Genomic DNA, 17760 nt, shown 5'->3' with positions numbered 1-17760 from the left:
TCGATAAGCACAGGATAAGCATGCTCGATCCCAATCTGCTGCGTACAGAGCCAGACGCAGTCGCTGAAAAACTGGCACGCCGGGGCTTTAAGCTGGATGTAGAAACGCTGCGCTCTCTGGAAGAGCGTCGTAAAGTACTGCAGGTCAAAACGGAAAATCTGCAGGCTGAACGTAACTCGCGATCGAAATCCATCGGCCAGGCGAAAGCGCGCGGAGAAGACATTGAGCCGCTGCGCCTGCAGGTTAACCAGCTGGGCGAAGAGCTGGATGCAGCGAAAAACGAGCTTGATTCTCTGCTGGCGGAAATCCGCGATATCTCTCTGACCCTGCCAAACATTCCTGACGACTGCGTACCGCTGGGCAAAGACGACAGCGAAAACGTTGAAGTCAGCCGCTGGGGCGAGCCGCGCAAGTTTGATTTTGAAGTGCGCGATCACGTGACCCTCGGCGAAATGGCAAAAGGCCTGGACTTTGCGGCGGCTGTTAAACTGACCGGTTCTCGCTTTGTGGTGATGCAGGGGCAGGTAGCGCGTATGCACCGTGCCCTGACCCAGTTCATGCTGGATCTGCACACCGAGCAGCACGGCTACATGGAAAACTATGTACCGTACCTGGTTAACCAGGACACGCTGTACGGCACTGGCCAGCTGCCGAAGTTTGGCGGAGACCTGTTCCATACCCGTCCGCTGGAAGAAGAAGCGGACAGCAGCAACTATGCGCTGATCCCAACGGCGGAAGTGCCGCTGACTAACCTGGTCCGCGACGAAATTCTTGACGATGAATCGCTTCCACTGAAGCTTACCGCGCATACGCCGTGCTTCCGCTCCGAAGCGGGTTCTTATGGCCGCGATACCCGTGGCCTGATCCGTCAGCATCAGTTCGACAAAGTTGAAATGGTGCAGATTGTTCGTCCGGAAGACTCGATGGACGCGCTGGAAGAGTTGACCGGCCATGCTGAGAAAGTTCTGCAGCTGCTGGGGCTTCCTTACCGCAAAGTGCTGCTGTGCAGCGGTGACATCGGTTTCGGTTCGGCTAAGACCTACGATCTGGAAGTCTGGCTGCCGGCGCAGAATACCTACCGTGAAATCTCTTCCTGTTCAAACATGTGGGATTTCCAGGCACGTCGTTTACAGGCTCGCTGCCGCAGCAAAGCAGACAAGAAAACTCGTCTGGTTCACACCCTGAACGGCTCCGGCCTGGCGGTTGGCCGTACCCTGGTGGCGGTGCTGGAAAACTACCAGCAGGCTGATGGCCGTGTTCAGGTGCCGGAAGTGCTGCGCCCTTATATGAACGGTCTGGAATATATCGGCTAATCAACCGCTGGTAACCGACTAAAAAGCGCCTCAGGGCGCTTTTTTTATGCCTGAAGCCAATGCCTCCTTTCTTGATACCAGACAATAATCCCTACCTCCAAAGAAGTATCATTGCTTCCCGGAAAGTGGGTGATGATCGTTCAATTAAAACTTTAAGCTAATCATCATTTGACGGCCGTGCTTCACAAGGTGTGACCCGGCCAGGTCAATCCGCCAAAAAACTATTAACCGGACACCCCCTTTCACACTTTAGCTGCGCAACGGAATCCGGGCTTTCAAACCTCGTGACCGCTGTCGGCTTATTTCAACTGTGAGCAAAACAAGTAGGTCACTATGACTGATAAAACCCCTAACGCGATCCTTGCGGCAGAGGTCAGCCGTCGTAAGCTGGTCCAAACCACGGCAATCGGTGGTTTAGCTGCTGCGGCTGGCGCCTTCTCGCTTCCTTTCTCCAGGCTCGCTTCTGCGGCCCAATCCGCCGCCCCCGGCGGAAGTGAGAAAGTGGTCTGGAGCGCCTGTACGGTAAACTGCGGTAGCCGCTGCCCGCTGCGCATGCACGTAGTGGATGGCGAAATCAAATACGTCGAAACCGATAACACCGGTGATGACGATTATGAAGGTTTGCATCAGGTGCGAGCCTGCCTGCGTGGCCGTTCCATGCGCCGCCGTGTCTACAATGCCGATCGGCTGAAATATCCTATGAAACGCGTCGGCGCGCGCGGTGAAGGAAAGTTTGAGCGTATCAGCTGGGATGAAGCCTTCGACACCATCGCCAGCAGCATGAAAGGCATCATCAAAGAGTATGGCAACGAAGCTATCTACCTGAACTACGGGACGGGGACGCTGGGCGGTACGATGACGCGCTCATGGCCCCCAGGCTCTACGTTGATTGCACGCCTGATGAACTGCTGCGGCGGTTACCTCAATCACTACGGCGACTACTCCACGGCGCAGATAGCCGCAGGCCTGAATTACACCTATGGCGGCTGGGCGGACGGCAATAGCCCGTCTGATATCGAAAACAGCAAGCTGGTGGTGCTGTTTGGCAACAACCCGGGTGAAACCCGCATGAGCGGTGGCGGGGTGACTTATTATCTCGAGCAGGCCCGCAAGAAATCCAATGCCCGCATGATCATTATAGACCCGCGCTACACCGACACCGGCGCGGGACGTGAAGATGAGTGGATCCCTATTCGCCCTGGTACCGATGCGGCGCTGATCTCCGCGCTGGCGTGGGTGATGATAAACGAAGATCTCGTAGACCAGGCCTTCCTGGATAAATACTGCGTTGGCTACGATGAAAAAACGCTGCCGGCGGGGGCACCACGCAACGGGCACTATAAGGCCTATATTCTCGGTCAGGGCGGAGATGGTGTTGCTAAGACACCAGAATGGGCTTCGCAGATCACCGGGATCCCGGTTGACCGCATTATCAAACTCGCTCGCGAAATCGGCAGCGCTAAACCGGCCTTTATCAGCCAGGGCTGGGGTCCGCAGCGCCACTCTAACGGTGAGCTGGTCTCCCGTGCCATCGCCATGCTTTCTATTCTGACCGGCAACGTCGGTATTCACGGCGGCAACAGCGGGGCGCGAGAAGGCTCCTACAGCCTGCCGTTTGTCCGTATGCCAACGCTGGAAAACCCGGTTCAAACCAGCATCTCCATGTTTATGTGGACGGACGCTATTGAGCGCGGCGAAGAGATGACGGCTACACGTGACGGCGTGCGCGGCAAAGAGAAGCTTGATGTCCCAATCAAAATGGTCTGGAACTATGCCGGTAACTGCCTGATCAACCAGCATTCCCAGATCAACCGCACCCACGACATTCTGCAGGATGACAAGAAGTGCGAGATGATTGTGGTTATCGACAATCACATGACCTCCTCAGCGAAATACGCCGATATTCTTCTGCCGGACTGTACGGCTTCCGAGCAGATGGATTTCTGCCTCGACGCCTCCTGCGGCAACATGTCCTATGTGATTTTTGCCGAACAGGCCATCAAACCTCGCTTTGAATGCAAAACCATCTATGAGATGACCACCGAGCTGGCAAAGCGCATGGGCGTGGAGTCAGCGTTTACCGAGGGGCGAACTCAGGAGGGCTGGATGCGTCATCTTTACGCTCAGTCCCGGGAAGCGATTCCGGAGCTGCCGAGTTTTGATGAGTTCCGCAAACAGGGGATGTTCAAAAAGCGTGACCCGGACGGGCATCACGTGGCCTACAAAGCCTTCCGTGAAGATCCGCATACGAACCCGTTAACCACGCCGTCAGGCAAGATTGAAATTTATTCCGCACAGCTGGCGGAGATCGCCGCCGTCTGGGAACTGCCGGAAGGCGATGTTATCGATCCGCTGCCGGTGTATAGCGCTGGCTTTGAGAACGTTGGCGATCCTCTGGCGGAGAAATGGCCGCTGCAGATGACCGGTTTCCACTATAAAGCTCGCGCTCACTCGACTTACGGCAACGTCGACGTGCTGAAGGCCGCCTGCCGTCAGGAGATGTGGATCAACCCGCTTGATGCAAAACAGCGTGGCATCGCCAACGGTGATGAAGTCCGTATTTTTAACGGTCGCGGGGAAGTCCGCATTAACGCCAAAGTCACGCCACGCATCATTCCCGGCGTTGTGGCCCTGGGAGAGGGAGCCTGGTACAGCCCGGATGCCAACAAGATAGACCGTGCGGGCAGCATCAACGTGCTTACCACGCAACGCCCGTCACCGCTGGCAAAAGGCAATCCATCCCACAGTAACCTGGTCCAGGTTGAAAAGGCGTAAGGAGCAGTAAATGACAACCCAATATGGCTTTTATATTGACTCCAGCCGCTGCACCGGCTGCAAAACCTGCGAACTAGCGTGTAAGGATTTTAAGAACCTGAGCCCCGAAGTTAGCTATCGCCGCATTTATGAGTATGCGGGCGGTAACTGGCAGGAGGACAACGGCGTTTTCCATCAGGATGTTTTCGCTTACTACCTTTCCATCTCCTGCAACCACTGCGAGGACCCGGCCTGTACGAAGGTTTGCCCTAGCGGCGCAATGCATAAGCGCGAAGATGGCTTTGTGGTGGTGAACGAGGAAGTTTGCATCGGCTGCCGTTACTGCCACATGGCATGTCCGTACGGCGCACCTCAGTACAACGAGGAAAAGGGCCATATGACCAAGTGTGATGGCTGCTATGAACGCGTTGCAGAGGGCAAAAAGCCGATTTGCGTGGAGTCCTGTCCGCTGCGCGCGCTGGATTTAGCGCCCATTGACGAGTTACGTAAAAAGTACGGGACTCAGGCCGCGATTGCGCCGCTGCCGGCGTCGCACTTCACAAAACCAAATATCGTGATTAAACCTAACGCCAACAGCCGCCCAAGTGGGGATACCAGCGGTTATCTGGCCAACCCGAAGGAGGTGTGAGATGGGAAACGGATGGCATGAATGGCCGCTGATGGTCTTTACGGTAGTGGGGCAGTGCGTCGCGGGCGGATTTATCGTTATGGCGCTGGCGCTGTTTTACGGTGTGAACGACAAAGCCACGCGCCGGCGTACCGAGCTGATGATGGTTGTGCTCTGGGTCCTGATGGGCATCGGGTTTATTGCTTCGATCCTGCACTTAGGGTCACCGCTGCGCGCCTTCAACTCCCTCAACCGCCTCGGCAGTTCGGCGTTGAGTAATGAAATCGCCAGCGGGTCGGTGTTCTTTGCGGTGGGCGGTTTTTGGTGGCTGTTGACCGTGATGGGAAAAATGCCTCAGGCATTGGGTAAAATCTGGGCCGTGGTGACCATGATGCTGGGCGTGGTGTTTGTCTGGATGATGAGCCGGGTCTACCTGATCGATACGGTACCCACCTGGTTTAGCATCTGGACGCCGCTGAGCTTCTTCCTGACGATGTTTATCGGCGGTCCGCTGCTGGGTTACCTGCTGCTGCGTGCGGCCGGGGTCAGCGGCTGGGGGATGCGCCTTCTGCCGGTAATGACTCTGCTGGCGCTGCTGGTCAGCATGATTGTCGTGCTGATGCAGGGCATGGAACTGGCAACGCTGCGCAGCTCTGTTCAGCAGGCTTCCGCGCTGGTGCCGGAGTATGGCTCATTGATGGCGTGGCGGATGGTCCTGTTGGTCGTCGCTCTGGTTTGTTGGGTTACGCCCCAGCTGAAAGGCAGCCGTCCTGGCGTCGGGCTTTTGACGCTGGCGATGGCGTTGGTACTGGCAGGTGAGCTTATCGGTCGGGGCGTTTTCTATGGGCTGCATATGACGGTTGGAATGGCGATAGCAAGTTAACATTTCATTGAGTTATAAGCGCGCCTGCGGGTGCGCTTTTTCGTGCTTTCACATAAGAAAATCTCACCTGAATATCCATGAAATTTTTCATTGCTCATTTTTGCCCGCTTTCCGCTATATCGCATCAAAAACAGGGAGATACAATTTACGTGACCCCGGTCACTTATTAGCAGGATAAGTTTTTCAAATCGTCCCCGCCAAAACCCCTCACACCCCCCATTATTGCTGGATTGACAATCAATTTGCCGGTGGCATGATGCGCACAAATTTCATCACTTCTCCACGGTTTGACACCCATGACCACCTACACCCGTCCCGTATTGCTGCTGCTTTGCGGGCTACTGCTGCTGACGCTGGCGATGGCGGTTTTAAACACGCTCGTCCCGCTTTGGCTGGCTCACGATAATCTTCCTACCTGGCAGGTCGGGATGGTGGGCTCTGCCTACTTCACCGGTAACCTGGTGGGCACGTTGATTACCGGCTGGGTGATTAAGCGTTATGGGTTTAACCGCAGCTACTATCTGGCCTCCGTCATTTTCGCGGTGGGCTGTATTGGCCTTGGGCTGATGGTGGGCTTCTGGAGCTGGATGGTCTGGCGGTTTGTTGCCGGCGTCGGCTGCGCCATGATTTGGGTGGTGGTTGAAAGCGCGCTGATGTGCAGCGGCACCTCACGCAATCGCGGTCGCCTGCTGGCTGCCTATATGACCGTCTATTACATCGGTATGGTTGTCGGTCAGCTGATGGTAAGTAAACTGTCTACCGAGCTGATGAGCGTGCTGCCGTGGGCAACCGCGCTGGTGCTGGCGGCGATCCTTCCGCTACTGTTCACCCATATCGTGAGCGACGGCGACGAGCACAGCAATAACACGCCGGTCTGGCCGATGCTGCGCCTTCGCCAGGCCCGCCTGGGCATCAATGGCTGCATTATGTCCGGTATCGTCCTTGGCTCTCTGTATGGCCTCATGCCGCTCTATCTTAACCATCAGGGCGTGAGCGATTCCGGGATTGGCTTCTGGATGGCGCTGATGATCAGCGCCGGGATTGTTGGACAGTGGCCGATGGGGCGCCTGGCGGATAAATATGGCCGTCTGCTGGTGCTGCGCGTTCAGGTGTTTGTCGTGATCCTGGGCTGCCTGGCGATGCTAAGCAACGCTGCGATGGGGCCTGCGCTGTTCGTACTGGGCGCCTTTGGCTTCACGCTCTATCCGGTGGCGATGGCCTGGGCCTGCGAAAGAATTGAACGCCATCAGCTGGTGGCGATGAACCAGGCGCTGCTGCTCAGCTACACCATTGGCAGCCTGATTGGGCCGACGATCACCGCGCTGCTGATGCAGAATTACTCGGATAACGTGCTGTTTATTATGATGGCCGCGGTATCGTTTGTGTACCTGATGATGCTGCTGCGCAAAGCCGGTCAGCATCCCACGCCGGTGGCTCACGCCTGAAACTGATTTTTCATCGTTTCCCTGACGCGTATTCCTGACTCGGAATACGCGTTTTTCTATGGGAAAATACCCCTTTAACACAAGGGGGAATGATGAACACGGTTAATTTCACGCTGGCCCAAATTGAAGCCTTTGCCTGCGTTTGCGAGTGCGGCACCCTTACAAAAGCGGCTAAAAAACTCAGTAAAGACCGCACAACGGTCAGCCAGCTGCTTGATTATCTCGAAATTGACCTTGGCTATACGCTGTTCGATCGTTCAACCCGCCCTTTGACCTTAACCGAACCCGGTAAACTCCTGTACCGCCAGGCGCGCTTGTTTCTTCACGAGGCTCAGGCTTTCTCGGAGGTTGCGCGGCAGATGCCGGGCCAGATCGAGACTCGCCTGACGCTCTGTTATGACCCTTTCACACCAAGAGCGTTTCTGCTGCGGCTGGTAGAACTGCTGGCTGAGCAACAGATAACGCTGGATTTGTTGATAAGCGAACGTCCAGAAGCCGAAGTCTGGCTTGATGAGGGCCGGGCGCATATCGGGATCTACCAGGCGCTTAATCGTTCAGTTAACGAGCATCTTCAATGGCGGTCGGTGGGAAGTCTGGCGCTGGCGGCATGGGCGAAAGCGGGCTTCTTTGCGGTAAAACCGGTCTCGCTGTTACGCCTGGCCGCCAGCACGCAACTGATGCCGTTTCGCGAGCTGCCGGACTCGCTTGCCCAGCGCATTCAAATTGCAGACCGGGTCATCCACGTCAACGAACTTTCTCTGCTGGAAAAGCGGCTGTGCGCCGGAGAAGGGTGGGCATTTTTGCCGCTGCACTTTGGGGTAGAAAATTGGCCGGGCGTTGAGCGGCTTGAGACGGAGGTGGGAGATCGCGGGCTGCAGCATCCTGTGGTGGCCCTGTGGAAACCGGGGCATCTTGCTCAGACGCAGCTTGAGAAGATCATCGCGGCGATAGACGCCGCCTGGCCGGAATCTTAATGACCGTGCCCCCGGCACCGGGAGCACAGGGGGTTAGTACATCACTTTATGCCCGTACTGCTCCAGTATGCCTTTCACCCGCTCCATGGTCTCTTTCTTAGGCGGGTGAACGCCGTCCAGCTTGTACTCTTCGCCCATCGCCACCCATTTGTGTTTGCCTAGCTCGTGATACGGCAGCAGTTCGATTTTTTCAACGTTGCCCATATCGCGGGTAAACTCTCCCAGGCGATGTGCGGAGTCGTCATCGTCGGACCAGCCCGGCACGACCACGTAGCGGATCCAAACTTTTATGTCTTTTTTCGACAGATACCGGGCAAACTCAAGGGTGCGGTGGTTTGAAACGCCGACCAGGTTTTGGTGGATTTCGTCATTCATCTGCTTGAGATCGAGCATCACCAGGTCGGTGACCTCCAGCAGCTCATCAATCACCGGATCGTAGCGACGAACAAAGCCGTTGGTGTCGAGACAGGTGTGAATACCTTCTTTATGACAGGCGCGGAACCAGTCGCGCACAAACTCGGCCTGCAGGATAGCTTCGCCGCCGGATGCGGTGACGCCGCCGCCGGAGGCGTTCATAAAGTGGCGATAGGTGACAACTTCTTTCATCAGCTCTTCTACCGTCACTTCTTTGCCACCGTGAGTATCCCAGGTGTCGCGGTTGTGGCAGTACAGGCAGCGCATCAGGCAGCCCTGGAAGAAGGTGATAAAGCGGATACCGGGGCCATCCACGGTACCACAGGATTCAAAAGAGTGAATTCGTCCGATTACTGACATTGCGGTGATCTCTCCAGATGTGGCCCATCCCGGGCCTGTGTCATGCACAGCTCAAGCCGGCTGTGTTAAGTCTGTTTTGGCAGATACCCAAGTATAGATAGCTGGCAAAGCAGGCTGGGGGTAGAGAGGTGAGTAAAAAGGCCCCACAAGAGTGGAGCCTTAATATATTACGCTTCTTCAGTCTGACAAGGAATTAGATGGACTGAGTGAAGGTACGGGTAATCACGTCCTGCTGCTGTTCTTTAGTCAGCGAGTTGAAGCGGACGGCATAACCGGATACACGAATGGTCAGCTGAGGATATTTCTCAGGGTTTTCCATCGCATCCAGCAGCATTTCACGGTTCATCACGTTGACGTTCAGGTGCTGACCGCCTTCGATGTTCGCTTCGTGGTGGAAGTAACCGTCCATCAGGCCTGCGAGGTTGGTTTTACGCACGTCATCGTCTTTACCCAGCGCGTTTGGCACGATGGAGAAGGTATAAGAGATACCATCTTTCGCGTAGGCAAACGGCAGTTTAGCAACGGAGGTCAGAGAGGCAACGGCGCCTTTCTGGTCACGGCCGTGCATTGGGTTAGCGCCAGGGCCGAACGGCGTTCCTGCGCGGCGACCGTCCGGGGTGTTACCGGTTTTCTTACCATAAACCACGTTAGAGGTGATGGTCAGTACAGACTGGGTAGCGATAGCACCACGGTAGGTGGTCAGTTTCTGAATTTTCTTCATGAAACGTTCTACCAGGTCAACGGCGATATCATCTACACGAGGATCGTTGTTACCGAACTGTGGATATTCACCTTCGATTTCGAAGTCGATAGCCAGGCCATCTTCGTCACGGATAGGTTTAACTTTCGCGTATTTGATGGCAGACAGGGAGTCAGCTGCCACGGACAGACCCGCGATACCACAAGCCATGGTGCGAACAACGTCACGGTCGTGCAGAGCCATCAGGGACGCTTCGTAGCTGTACTTATCGTGCATGTAGTGAATGATGTTCAGCGCGGTAACGTACTGTTTAGCCAGCCAGTCCATGAAGTGATCCAGGCGATCCAGCACGTTGTCGTAGTCCAGAACATCCGCAGTGATCGGGGCTTCTTTAGGGCCAACCTGCATTTTCAGTTTTTCATCAACGCCGCCGTTGATGGCATACAGCATGGTTTTCGCCAGGTTTGCACGAGCACCGAAGAACTGCATTTGCTTACCAACAACCATTGGGCTGACGCAGCAGGCGATAGCGTAGTCGTCGTTGTTAAAGTCAGGACGCATCAGATCGTCATTCTCGTACTGCAGAGAAGAGGTATCGATGGAGACTTTAGCCGCGTATTTCTTGAAGTTCAGCGGCAGTTTTTCAGACCACAGAATGGTGATGTTTGGCTCCGGAGACGGCCCCATGGTGTACAGGGTGTTCAGGAAGCGGAAGCTGGATTTGGTGACCAGAGTACGGCCATCAACGCCCATACCACCGATAGATTCTGTTGCCCAGATTGGGTCACCGGAGAACAGCTCATCGTATTCAGGTGTACGCAGGAAGCGAACCATACGCAGTTTCATGACCAGATGGTCAATCATTTCCTGAGCCTGCAGTTCGTTGATTTTGCCCGCTTTCAGGTCACGTTCGATGTAGGCATCCAGGAAGGTGGATACGCGACCGAAGGACATCGCTGCGCCGTTCTGAGATTTAACTGCAGCCAGGTAGCCGAAGTAAGTCCACTGAATCGCTTCCTGCGCGTTGGTCGCAGGGCCGGAGATGTCGTAGCCATATTTAGCCGCCATCTCTTTGATCTGACCCAGCGCGCGGTGCTGCTCGGAGATCTCTTCGCGCAGACGGATAGTCGCTTCCAGATCTTCACCGTTTTCCAGTTTGGTCTGCAGTGAGTTGAACTGAGCGAACTTGTCTTTCATCAGGTAGTCGATACCGTACAGCGCAACGCGACGGTAGTCACCGATGATACGGCCACGGCCATACGCATCAGGCAGACCGGTAATAACACCGGACTTACGGCAGTTCAGGATGTCTTTGGTGTAAACGTCAAACACGCCCTGGTTGTGCGTTTTGCGGTATTCGGTGAAGATCTTTTTCAGCATTGGGTCGAGTTCACGACCGTACACTTTGCAAGAACCTTCGACCATTTTGATGCCGCCGAACGGAATAATGGCACGTTTCAGTGGCGCATCGGTCTGCAGACCCACGATGGTTTCGAGGGACTTGTTGATGTAGCCCGCATCGTGAGCGGTGATGGTAGAGGCGAGGTCAGTATCGAAGTCAACCGGAGCGTGCGTGCTGTTCTCCAGTTTGATGCCTTCCATCACGCTGTCCCACAGTTTGGTAGTTGCGTCGGTAGCACCTGCCAGGAAGGACTCGTCACCCTCGTACGGGGTGTAGTTTTTCTGAATAAAGTCACGGACGTTGACTTCATTCTGCCAGTCGCCTTTAGCAAAACCTTCCCAGGCTGTGGCTAACTTTTCATTTTGCTCGGACATGTAACACCTACCTTCTAATGTGGAGTTCTTCAACCTGCGTGCTGGCTAAACTTAGTGTTTATTGCCACCGCGCAGATAAATTACCCAGTATGTCAACCCAACCAGCAAACCCCCGCCAATAATGTTTCCGATGGTGACAGGAATCAGATTATCGGTAATGAAGTTCAGCACGGTCAGATGCGAGAAACTTTCCGGAGAAGACCCGATGGCGGTCCAGAATTCCGGGCTGGCAAAATTGCGTACTACGATACCCATCGGGATCATAAACATGTTTGCGATACTGTGCTCAAAGCCGCTGGCAACAAACATGGCAACCGGAAGGATCATAGCAAACATTTTGTCCATCAGGCTGCGGCCGGAGTAGCTCATCCAGACCGCGAGACAAACCATCAGGTTTGCCAGAATGCCGAGGCAGACGGCCTCAACAAACGTGTGATGCATTTTATGGTCGGCGGTCTGCAGGACGTTCAGCCCCCAGGCGCCGTTTGCCGTCATATACATACCGGACAGCCAAATCAGCAGTACAAACAGCAGGGCGCCAATCAGGTTACCGATGTAGACGTTAACCCAGTTACGAAGCAGCTGGCACCAGGTGATGCGGCCGCTGGCCTTGGCGACGACGATCAGGACGGTGGAGGTAAAGAGGTCCGCACCGCAGATGACGCAAAGAATCAACCCTAATGAGAAGCAGGTACCGCCAATCAATTTGGCAATCCCAAACGGGATGGTGGATGTGCCGGTGGTGGCGGTGATGTAGAACACGAAGGCAATCGAAATGAAGACGCCTGCGGTAATCGCTAAGTAAAAGGTCGTTAGCGGCTGTTTTGTTGCTTTATAGACGCCAGCATCTTCGGCAATTTTTGCCATCGCTGGGGGAAGTACTAGATCAAAAGGGTTGTCAGCTTTCACACTAACTCTCTCTTATTTAATTCGGCGAGGAGATACTAACAAAGCATTATAGAGTAAAATTTGATGTGGATCATATCTCGCCAAGCTAATAGGCACTGAAAAAGCAGGTGTTTACCCATTTTTCAGTTTAATTTTTTGATTTTAAAAGAAAAAATAAATTTTAATATTTATAGGTAAAATTGAATTTCGCCTGTCTCTCCCATGAAATTAGTTAATTATAATGGGGTATTTTTGTATTTCGATAACATTGTTCCTGTTATCTGAAAATAATATTTCACCCAAAATTAACCAAAAAATCACATGATGAATGATCATATTTTTCAATAAAAAAAAGGGCGCAAAAAGCGCCCCGTAATATAGCTCAAACCAGGTGCAACGCGCACCGGTAAGTTGTCAGAAAATTAGCTTACCTGCCAATATTTGGCTTTTGCGCGCTGTAATTTTTCATAGGCGGCCAGCAGCGCCTGATGCGCCGGGAAGGCTTTCAGGTCTTTATCCACCGGCTGTAAACCATAGAAGGCGGCTTCACCGCTCATCGCCGCGCTGGCTGCATCCACGGCTTCTGCTCCGTACATGCGGATGAAAGCGTTCAGATACTGCAGAGGTTCGCGCTCTTCTTCCTGAGAAAGCAGCAGCAGCGTCTGCAGGCAGCGGTAGTAATTTGCGCGCTCCGGGCTAAAGAGGGAGGCGTTAAACTCCATGGTCCACTCGGTCCAAATCAGCGCCTGCTCAAGGTCGCCACCGGCCAGCGCCAGCATGGCTTTCAGCTCGCCAATGCGCAGCGTATACCAACCATTATCTTTACCGGTTGCCAGGCCAAGAAGTTCGCGCACTCGCGTGAAGTCATCATGGCCTTCGTCGTCCAGCTGGGAGATCAGATCCAGATAGTCCTGCTGCTCCCATTCGCTGCCCGGCAGGGCAAGGATAGTTTCGCGCAGATGGGCGCCCATGCTGTTGTTGGCAAGCAGCAGGTCGTCTGCCGGGTAAATATCGGACATGCCCGGGACGATAATACGGCAAGCGTAGACATCCAGGTGCTCGTAATCGGCGATATACACCTCTTTATCTTCGGACCTGAAGATAGCCATCAGCGTGGCGAACTCTTCTTCCGTTGTGCCGGCGAAGCTCCAGTCAGCAAACGGATAATCCGCATCCTGTTTGAACATGTCCCAGGAGATCAGGCCGCTGGAATCAATGAAGTGAGTTTCCAGGTTAGCGTGTTCCGCCACTTCTTCATCATCGAAGGTCGGCGGCGTAAAGACATCCAGATCCTTCAGGCCGCGGCCCTGCAGCAGTTCGGTAACGGTACGCTCCAGCGCAACGCCAAAATCAGGGTGCGCGCCAAATGAAGCAAAGCAGGTTCCGTTTGCCGGGTTAAACAGCACCACGCAGATAACCGGGTATTTACCGCCCAGAGAGCCGTCATAAGCAAAGATAGGGAACCCTTCAGCTTCAAGTGTCTTAATGGATTCCACGACGCCAGGGTAGCGCGCCAGCACCTCCTGCGGGATCTCCGGCAGGCTGATGCTTTCCGCGATAATGCGGTTTTTAATATGGCGCTCAAAGACCTCAGAGAGGCCCTGGACGCGCGCTTCGTTGGCGGTATTGCCTGCGGACATGCCGTTGGAAACATACAGGTTGCCAACGATATTCATCGGGATATAAACGGTTTGCAGGTCAGACTGACGGGTAAACGGCAGGGCGCAGATGCCGCGCTCTTCGTTTCCTGACTGCAGATCGATAAGCATGCCCGCGCCCAGTTCGTTTTCCGGGTCGTAGAAAGCACGCAGACGATCGTCGAGGATCCCCTCAGGGAGTTGATCGTCTTCCGGCAGAGGGAACCACTTCTCGTTAGGGTAGTGAACGAAAGGGCCGTTAGCGATGGCGTCGCCCAGCCAGAAGTCAGCGAAGAAGTAGTTTGTCGACAGACGTTCAAAATATTCACCCAGCGCGGAGGCCAGCGCGGCTTTTTTGGTCGCGCCTTTGCCGTTGGTGAAGCACAGGGCGCTGTCCTTGTCGCGAATATGCACCGACCATACGTTCGGTACCGGGTTAAGCCAGGAGGCTTCTTCGATATTAAAACCGAGATCGGTCAGCTTTTTCTGGAAGCGGGCGATGGAGTCTTCCAGGGCGGCATCTTTGCCAGGGATAAATGTCTGGGTCATGGGGTTCACTTTAAGAGTACGCGAAACGCGCAATGATACGGGTTTTCCCGGGAGGACGCTATCTTCCGCCCGGCGCAGGCGACGCTAGCATAACAGGCTATGCTTAGTTACGGTAACCGACTGTTATGGTGGAAAAATGAAGGCTTTTGACTGGCAGCGTATGGCGTTTGATGAAGTCCCCCCTGATTTTTTATGGGAAGTTGTTCTCCGCAGCCTTTTTACCTTTGTGCTTGTTTTTCTGTTCCTCAAAGTTACCGGCAGGCGTGGCGTGCGCCAGATGTCGCTGTTTGAAGTCCTCATTATTCTGACGCTGGGTTCTGCTGCCGGGGACGTCGCGTTTTATCACAACGTACCGATGCTGCCCGTGCTAATGGTCTTCCTGACGCTCGCCGTCTTATACCGCACGGTGATGTGGCTGATGGCCCACAGCGAGAGGCTGGAAAACCTGCTTGAAGGAAAACCCGCGATCATTATTGAAGGCGGTGAATTTGCCTGGGAGAAAATGCGGGCGCAGAACATCACCGAGTTTGAGTTCTTTATGGAGCTTAGGGTGCACGGCGTCGAACATCTGGGGCAGGTCAGGCTGGCGATACTTGAAACTAACGGGGAGATCAGCCTTTATTACTACCCCGACGAAGAGGTAAGGCCGGGGCTGCCGATTTTACCCGATGGCTGCGTTGAACACTTTATTACCGCGCCGCGAAACGGGGAGTATGCCTGTACGCGCTGCAGCGAAGTGGTGACCCTGAGCGCCGGCGACCGCCATTCCTGTCCCCGCTGCCGCCACGCACGCTGGGCTAAAGCCAGCCACGCTCGCCGCATCACCTGACCGCCGGAAATCGGGCAATTTTTTCCACTGCCGGGAGATTGTGTTGTGTGATTTTGCGCACATTACTTCCCTGGGCGGGATTAACCGTTGCAACACTGCGTCGCTGAATGATAAAACCGATAATGTAATAAAAACTTATTGCTCGAGGCGTGGTGAGGGGAAATGACACAGGTATACAATTTTAGTTCTGGTCCGGCAATGCTACCGGCTGAAGTACTTCGTCGTGCACAACAGGAGCTGTGCGACTGGCATGGTCTGGGCACTTCCGTAATGGAAATTAGCCACCGTGGTAAAGAGTTTATTCAGGTCGCGGAAGAGGCAGAAAAAGATTTTCGCGATCTGCTGCAAATCCCCTCTAACTATAAAGTTTTATTCTGCCACGGCGGCGGCCGCGGCCAGTTTGCCGGCGTACCGCTGAATATCCTCGGTGACAAAACCAGCGCTGACTATATCGACGGCGGCTACTGGGCGAACAGCGCAATAAAAGAAGCGAAAAAATACTGCCAGCCTGTAGCTCACGACGTGAAAATTACCGTGGACGGCAAGCGCGCCATCAAACCGATGAGCGAGTGGCAGGTTTCGGAAAACAGCGCGTTTCTGCACTATTGCCCAAATGAGACCATCGACGGCATCTCCATCGACGAAACGCCTGATTTTGGCAGCACCGTGGTTGCCGCTGACTTCTCCTCCACCATTTTGTCCCGCCCTATCGACGTTAGCCGCTTCGGCGTGATTTATGCCGGTGCGCAGAAAAACATTGGCCCGGCCGGCCTGACGCTGGTGGTGGTACGTGAAGATCTGCTGGGTAAGGCACACAAAGCATGCCCGTCGATCATCGATTACACCGTGCTGAACGACAACGACTCCATGTTCAACACGCCGCCAACCTTTGCCTGGTATCTCGCGGGGCTGGTCTTTAAATGGCTGAAAGAGCAGGGCGGCGTCTCCGCTATGGATCGCATTAACCAGGCCAAAGCCGAACTGCTCTACGGCGTGATTGACAACAGCGATTTCTATCGTAACGACGTAGCTGCCGCTAACCGCTCTCGTATGAACGTACCTTTCCAGCTGGCAGATAGCGCGCTGGACAAAGTATTCCTCGAGGAGTCCTTTGCCGCGGGCCTGCATTCGCTGAAAGGCCACCGCGTTGTAGGCGGCATGCGCGCCTCTATTTATAACGCCATGCCGCTTGATGGTGTAAAAGCGTTGACGGACTTTATGGTGGACTTCGAGCGCCGCCACGGTTAATAACTGCACCTGTACTTTGCCCCGCAGCCCGTCTGCGGGGTTTTTATTCTGTTTGAGTTGAGAGTATTTTTCCCATGCTGGAATCCCTGACGTTACAACCCATCGCGCTGGTCGACGGCACCATTAACCTGCCAGGTTCAAAAAGCGTTTCTAACCGTGCACTGCTGTTGGCCGCGCTGGCCAAAGGGACTACGGTGCTGACCAATCTGCTGGATAGCGATGATGTCCGCCATATGCTTAACGCGCTTAAGGCGCTGGGTGTAAGCTATACGCTTTCGGCGGATCGTACCCGTTGTGAAGTCACCGGCGTGGCTGGGCCTTTACAGGCTGCAGGCGAGCTTGAGCTGTTCTTGGGCAACGCAGGTACTGCGATGCGTCCGCTGGCGGCTGCGCTGTGTCTTGGCAGCAATAATATTGTGCTGACCGGCGAGCCGCGCATGAAAGAGCGCCCGATTGGCCACCTTGTTGATGCGCTGCGTCAGGGCGGGGCTGAGATTGATTATCTTGAGCAAGAGAATTATCCGCCGCTGCGCCTGCGTGGGGGCTTTAACGGCGGCAAAGTTGAGGTGGACGGCAGCGTCTCCAGCCAGTTCCTGACCGCGCTGCTGATGGCGGCTCCTCTGGCGCCTAACGATACCGAAATCACCATCAAAGGCGAGCTGGTGTCTAAACCTTATATTGATATCACACTGCACCTGATGAAAACCTTCGGCGTTGAGGTGGAAAACCACGACTACCGTAGCTTTGTTATTCGCGGTGCGCAGGAATATCAGTCGCCGGGGGCTTACCTGGTTGAAGGCGACGCATCATCTGCTTCCTACTTCCTGGCTGCAGGCGCCATTAAAGGCGGCGTAGTGAAGGTGACCGGTATTGGCCGTAACAGCGTGCAGGGCGATATCCGTTTTGCTGATGTGCTGGAAAAAATGGGCGCTAAAGTGACCTGGGGCGATGACTTCATCAGCTGCGAGCGCGGTGAGCTGAATGCTATCGATATGGACATGAACCATATCCCGGATGCGGCAATGACCATTGCGACAGCGGCACTGTTTGCTAAGGGCACGACCACCTTACGCAATATCTATAACTGGCGTGTAAAAGAGACCGATCGCCTCAGCGCGATGGCGACCGAGCTACGAAAAGTGGGCGCAGAAGTTGAAGAGGGCGAGGATTACATCACCGTCACGCCTCCGGAAAAGCTGACGTTTGCTGAGATCGGCACCTACAACGATCACCGAATGGCGATGTGCTTCTCGCTGGTGGCGCTGTCCGATACACCGGTCACTATCCTGGATCCAGGCTGTACCGCGAAAACCTTCCCGGACTATTTTGAACAGCTGGCGCGTATAAGCACTCCGGCATAAC

13 protein-coding genes are annotated in these 17760 nt (G+C 54.6%); 9 read left to right on the top strand and 4 right to left on the bottom strand.

Annotated features, from left to right (window positions below):
- The first annotated feature begins 20 nt into the window (after positions 1-20).
- The 6 genes from serS to EL098_RS14910 all read left to right on the top strand — a co-directional run bounded on the left by serS (position 21) and on the right by EL098_RS14910 (position 7997).
- The gene (serS, locus tag EL098_RS14935) at positions 21-1313 is read left to right on the top strand and encodes a serine--tRNA ligase (RefSeq protein ID WP_126356968.1); all 1293 of its coding nucleotides are present in this window, start codon (positions 21-23) and stop codon (positions 1311-1313) included.
- Between the two features lie 333 nt (positions 1314-1646).
- Positions 1647-4088, top strand: a complete 2442-nt coding sequence (gene dmsA, locus EL098_RS14930) for a dimethylsulfoxide reductase subunit A (RefSeq protein ID WP_126356967.1) — start codon at positions 1647-1649, stop codon at positions 4086-4088.
- A gap of 10 nt (positions 4089-4098) precedes the next feature.
- Positions 4099-4716: a DMSO/selenate family reductase complex B subunit gene (locus tag EL098_RS14925; RefSeq protein WP_126356966.1), complete on the top strand. Its 618-nt coding sequence runs from the start codon at positions 4099-4101 to the stop codon at positions 4714-4716.
- Between the two features lies 1 nt (position 4717).
- On the top strand, positions 4718-5578 hold the full coding sequence (locus EL098_RS14920) for a dimethyl sulfoxide reductase anchor subunit family protein (RefSeq protein ID WP_126356965.1): 861 nt from the start codon (positions 4718-4720) through the stop codon (positions 5576-5578).
- A gap of 296 nt (positions 5579-5874) precedes the next feature.
- Positions 5875-7023: an MFS transporter gene (locus EL098_RS14915; protein WP_126356964.1), complete on the top strand. Its 1149-nt coding sequence runs from the start codon at positions 5875-5877 to the stop codon at positions 7021-7023.
- A 92-nt stretch (positions 7024-7115) separates the two neighbouring features.
- On the top strand, positions 7116-7997 hold the full coding sequence (locus tag EL098_RS14910) for a LysR family transcriptional regulator (protein ID WP_126356963.1): 882 nt from the start codon (positions 7116-7118) through the stop codon (positions 7995-7997).
- A 33-nt stretch (positions 7998-8030) separates the two neighbouring features.
- On the opposite strand, the gene pflA is transcribed toward EL098_RS14910, so the two are convergent.
- The 4 genes from pflA to ycaO form a co-directional block, all read right to left on the bottom strand.
- Entirely contained in the window at positions 8031-8771 is a 741-nt protein-coding gene (pflA, locus tag EL098_RS14905; RefSeq protein ID WP_126356962.1) for a pyruvate formate lyase 1-activating protein, read from the bottom strand.
- 193 nt (positions 8772-8964) lie between these two features.
- Positions 8965-11247, bottom strand: coding sequence for a formate C-acetyltransferase (gene pflB, locus EL098_RS14900; protein WP_126356961.1), 2283 nt, complete (start codon positions 11245-11247; stop codon positions 8965-8967).
- 51 nt (positions 11248-11298) lie between these two features.
- The gene (gene focA / locus EL098_RS14895; protein WP_126356960.1) at positions 11299-12156 is read right to left on the bottom strand and encodes a formate transporter FocA; all 858 of its coding nucleotides are present in this window, start codon (positions 12154-12156) and stop codon (positions 11299-11301) included.
- A 401-nt stretch (positions 12157-12557) separates the two neighbouring features.
- Complete coding sequence (ycaO, locus tag EL098_RS14890) at positions 12558-14321, bottom strand: 30S ribosomal protein S12 methylthiotransferase accessory factor YcaO (protein WP_126356959.1); 1764 nt, start codon at positions 14319-14321, stop codon at positions 12558-12560.
- A gap of 136 nt (positions 14322-14457) precedes the next feature.
- Between ycaO and EL098_RS14885 the strand changes: the two genes are divergently transcribed.
- The 3 genes from EL098_RS14885 to aroA all read left to right on the top strand — a co-directional run bounded on the left by EL098_RS14885 (position 14458) and on the right by aroA (position 17759).
- Complete coding sequence (locus EL098_RS14885; protein WP_126356958.1) at positions 14458-15150, top strand: DUF421 domain-containing protein; 693 nt, start codon at positions 14458-14460, stop codon at positions 15148-15150.
- A 162-nt stretch (positions 15151-15312) separates the two neighbouring features.
- Positions 15313-16398 (top strand): 3-phosphoserine/phosphohydroxythreonine transaminase, encoded by a 1086-nt coding sequence (serC, locus tag EL098_RS14880; RefSeq protein ID WP_126356957.1) that lies wholly within the window; start codon positions 15313-15315, stop codon positions 16396-16398.
- 77 nt (positions 16399-16475) lie between these two features.
- Positions 16476-17759 (top strand): 3-phosphoshikimate 1-carboxyvinyltransferase, encoded by a 1284-nt coding sequence (aroA, locus tag EL098_RS14875; protein WP_126358466.1) that lies wholly within the window; start codon positions 16476-16478, stop codon positions 17757-17759.
- Position 17760 lies beyond the last annotated feature (1 nt).

The organism is Cedecea lapagei, from assembly GCF_900635955.1.
Lineage (GTDB): Bacteria > Pseudomonadota > Gammaproteobacteria > Enterobacterales > Enterobacteriaceae > Cedecea > Cedecea lapagei.
Note: the sequence above shows the minus strand (reverse complement) of the source record. Positions and strands in the feature narration are given on the sequence as shown.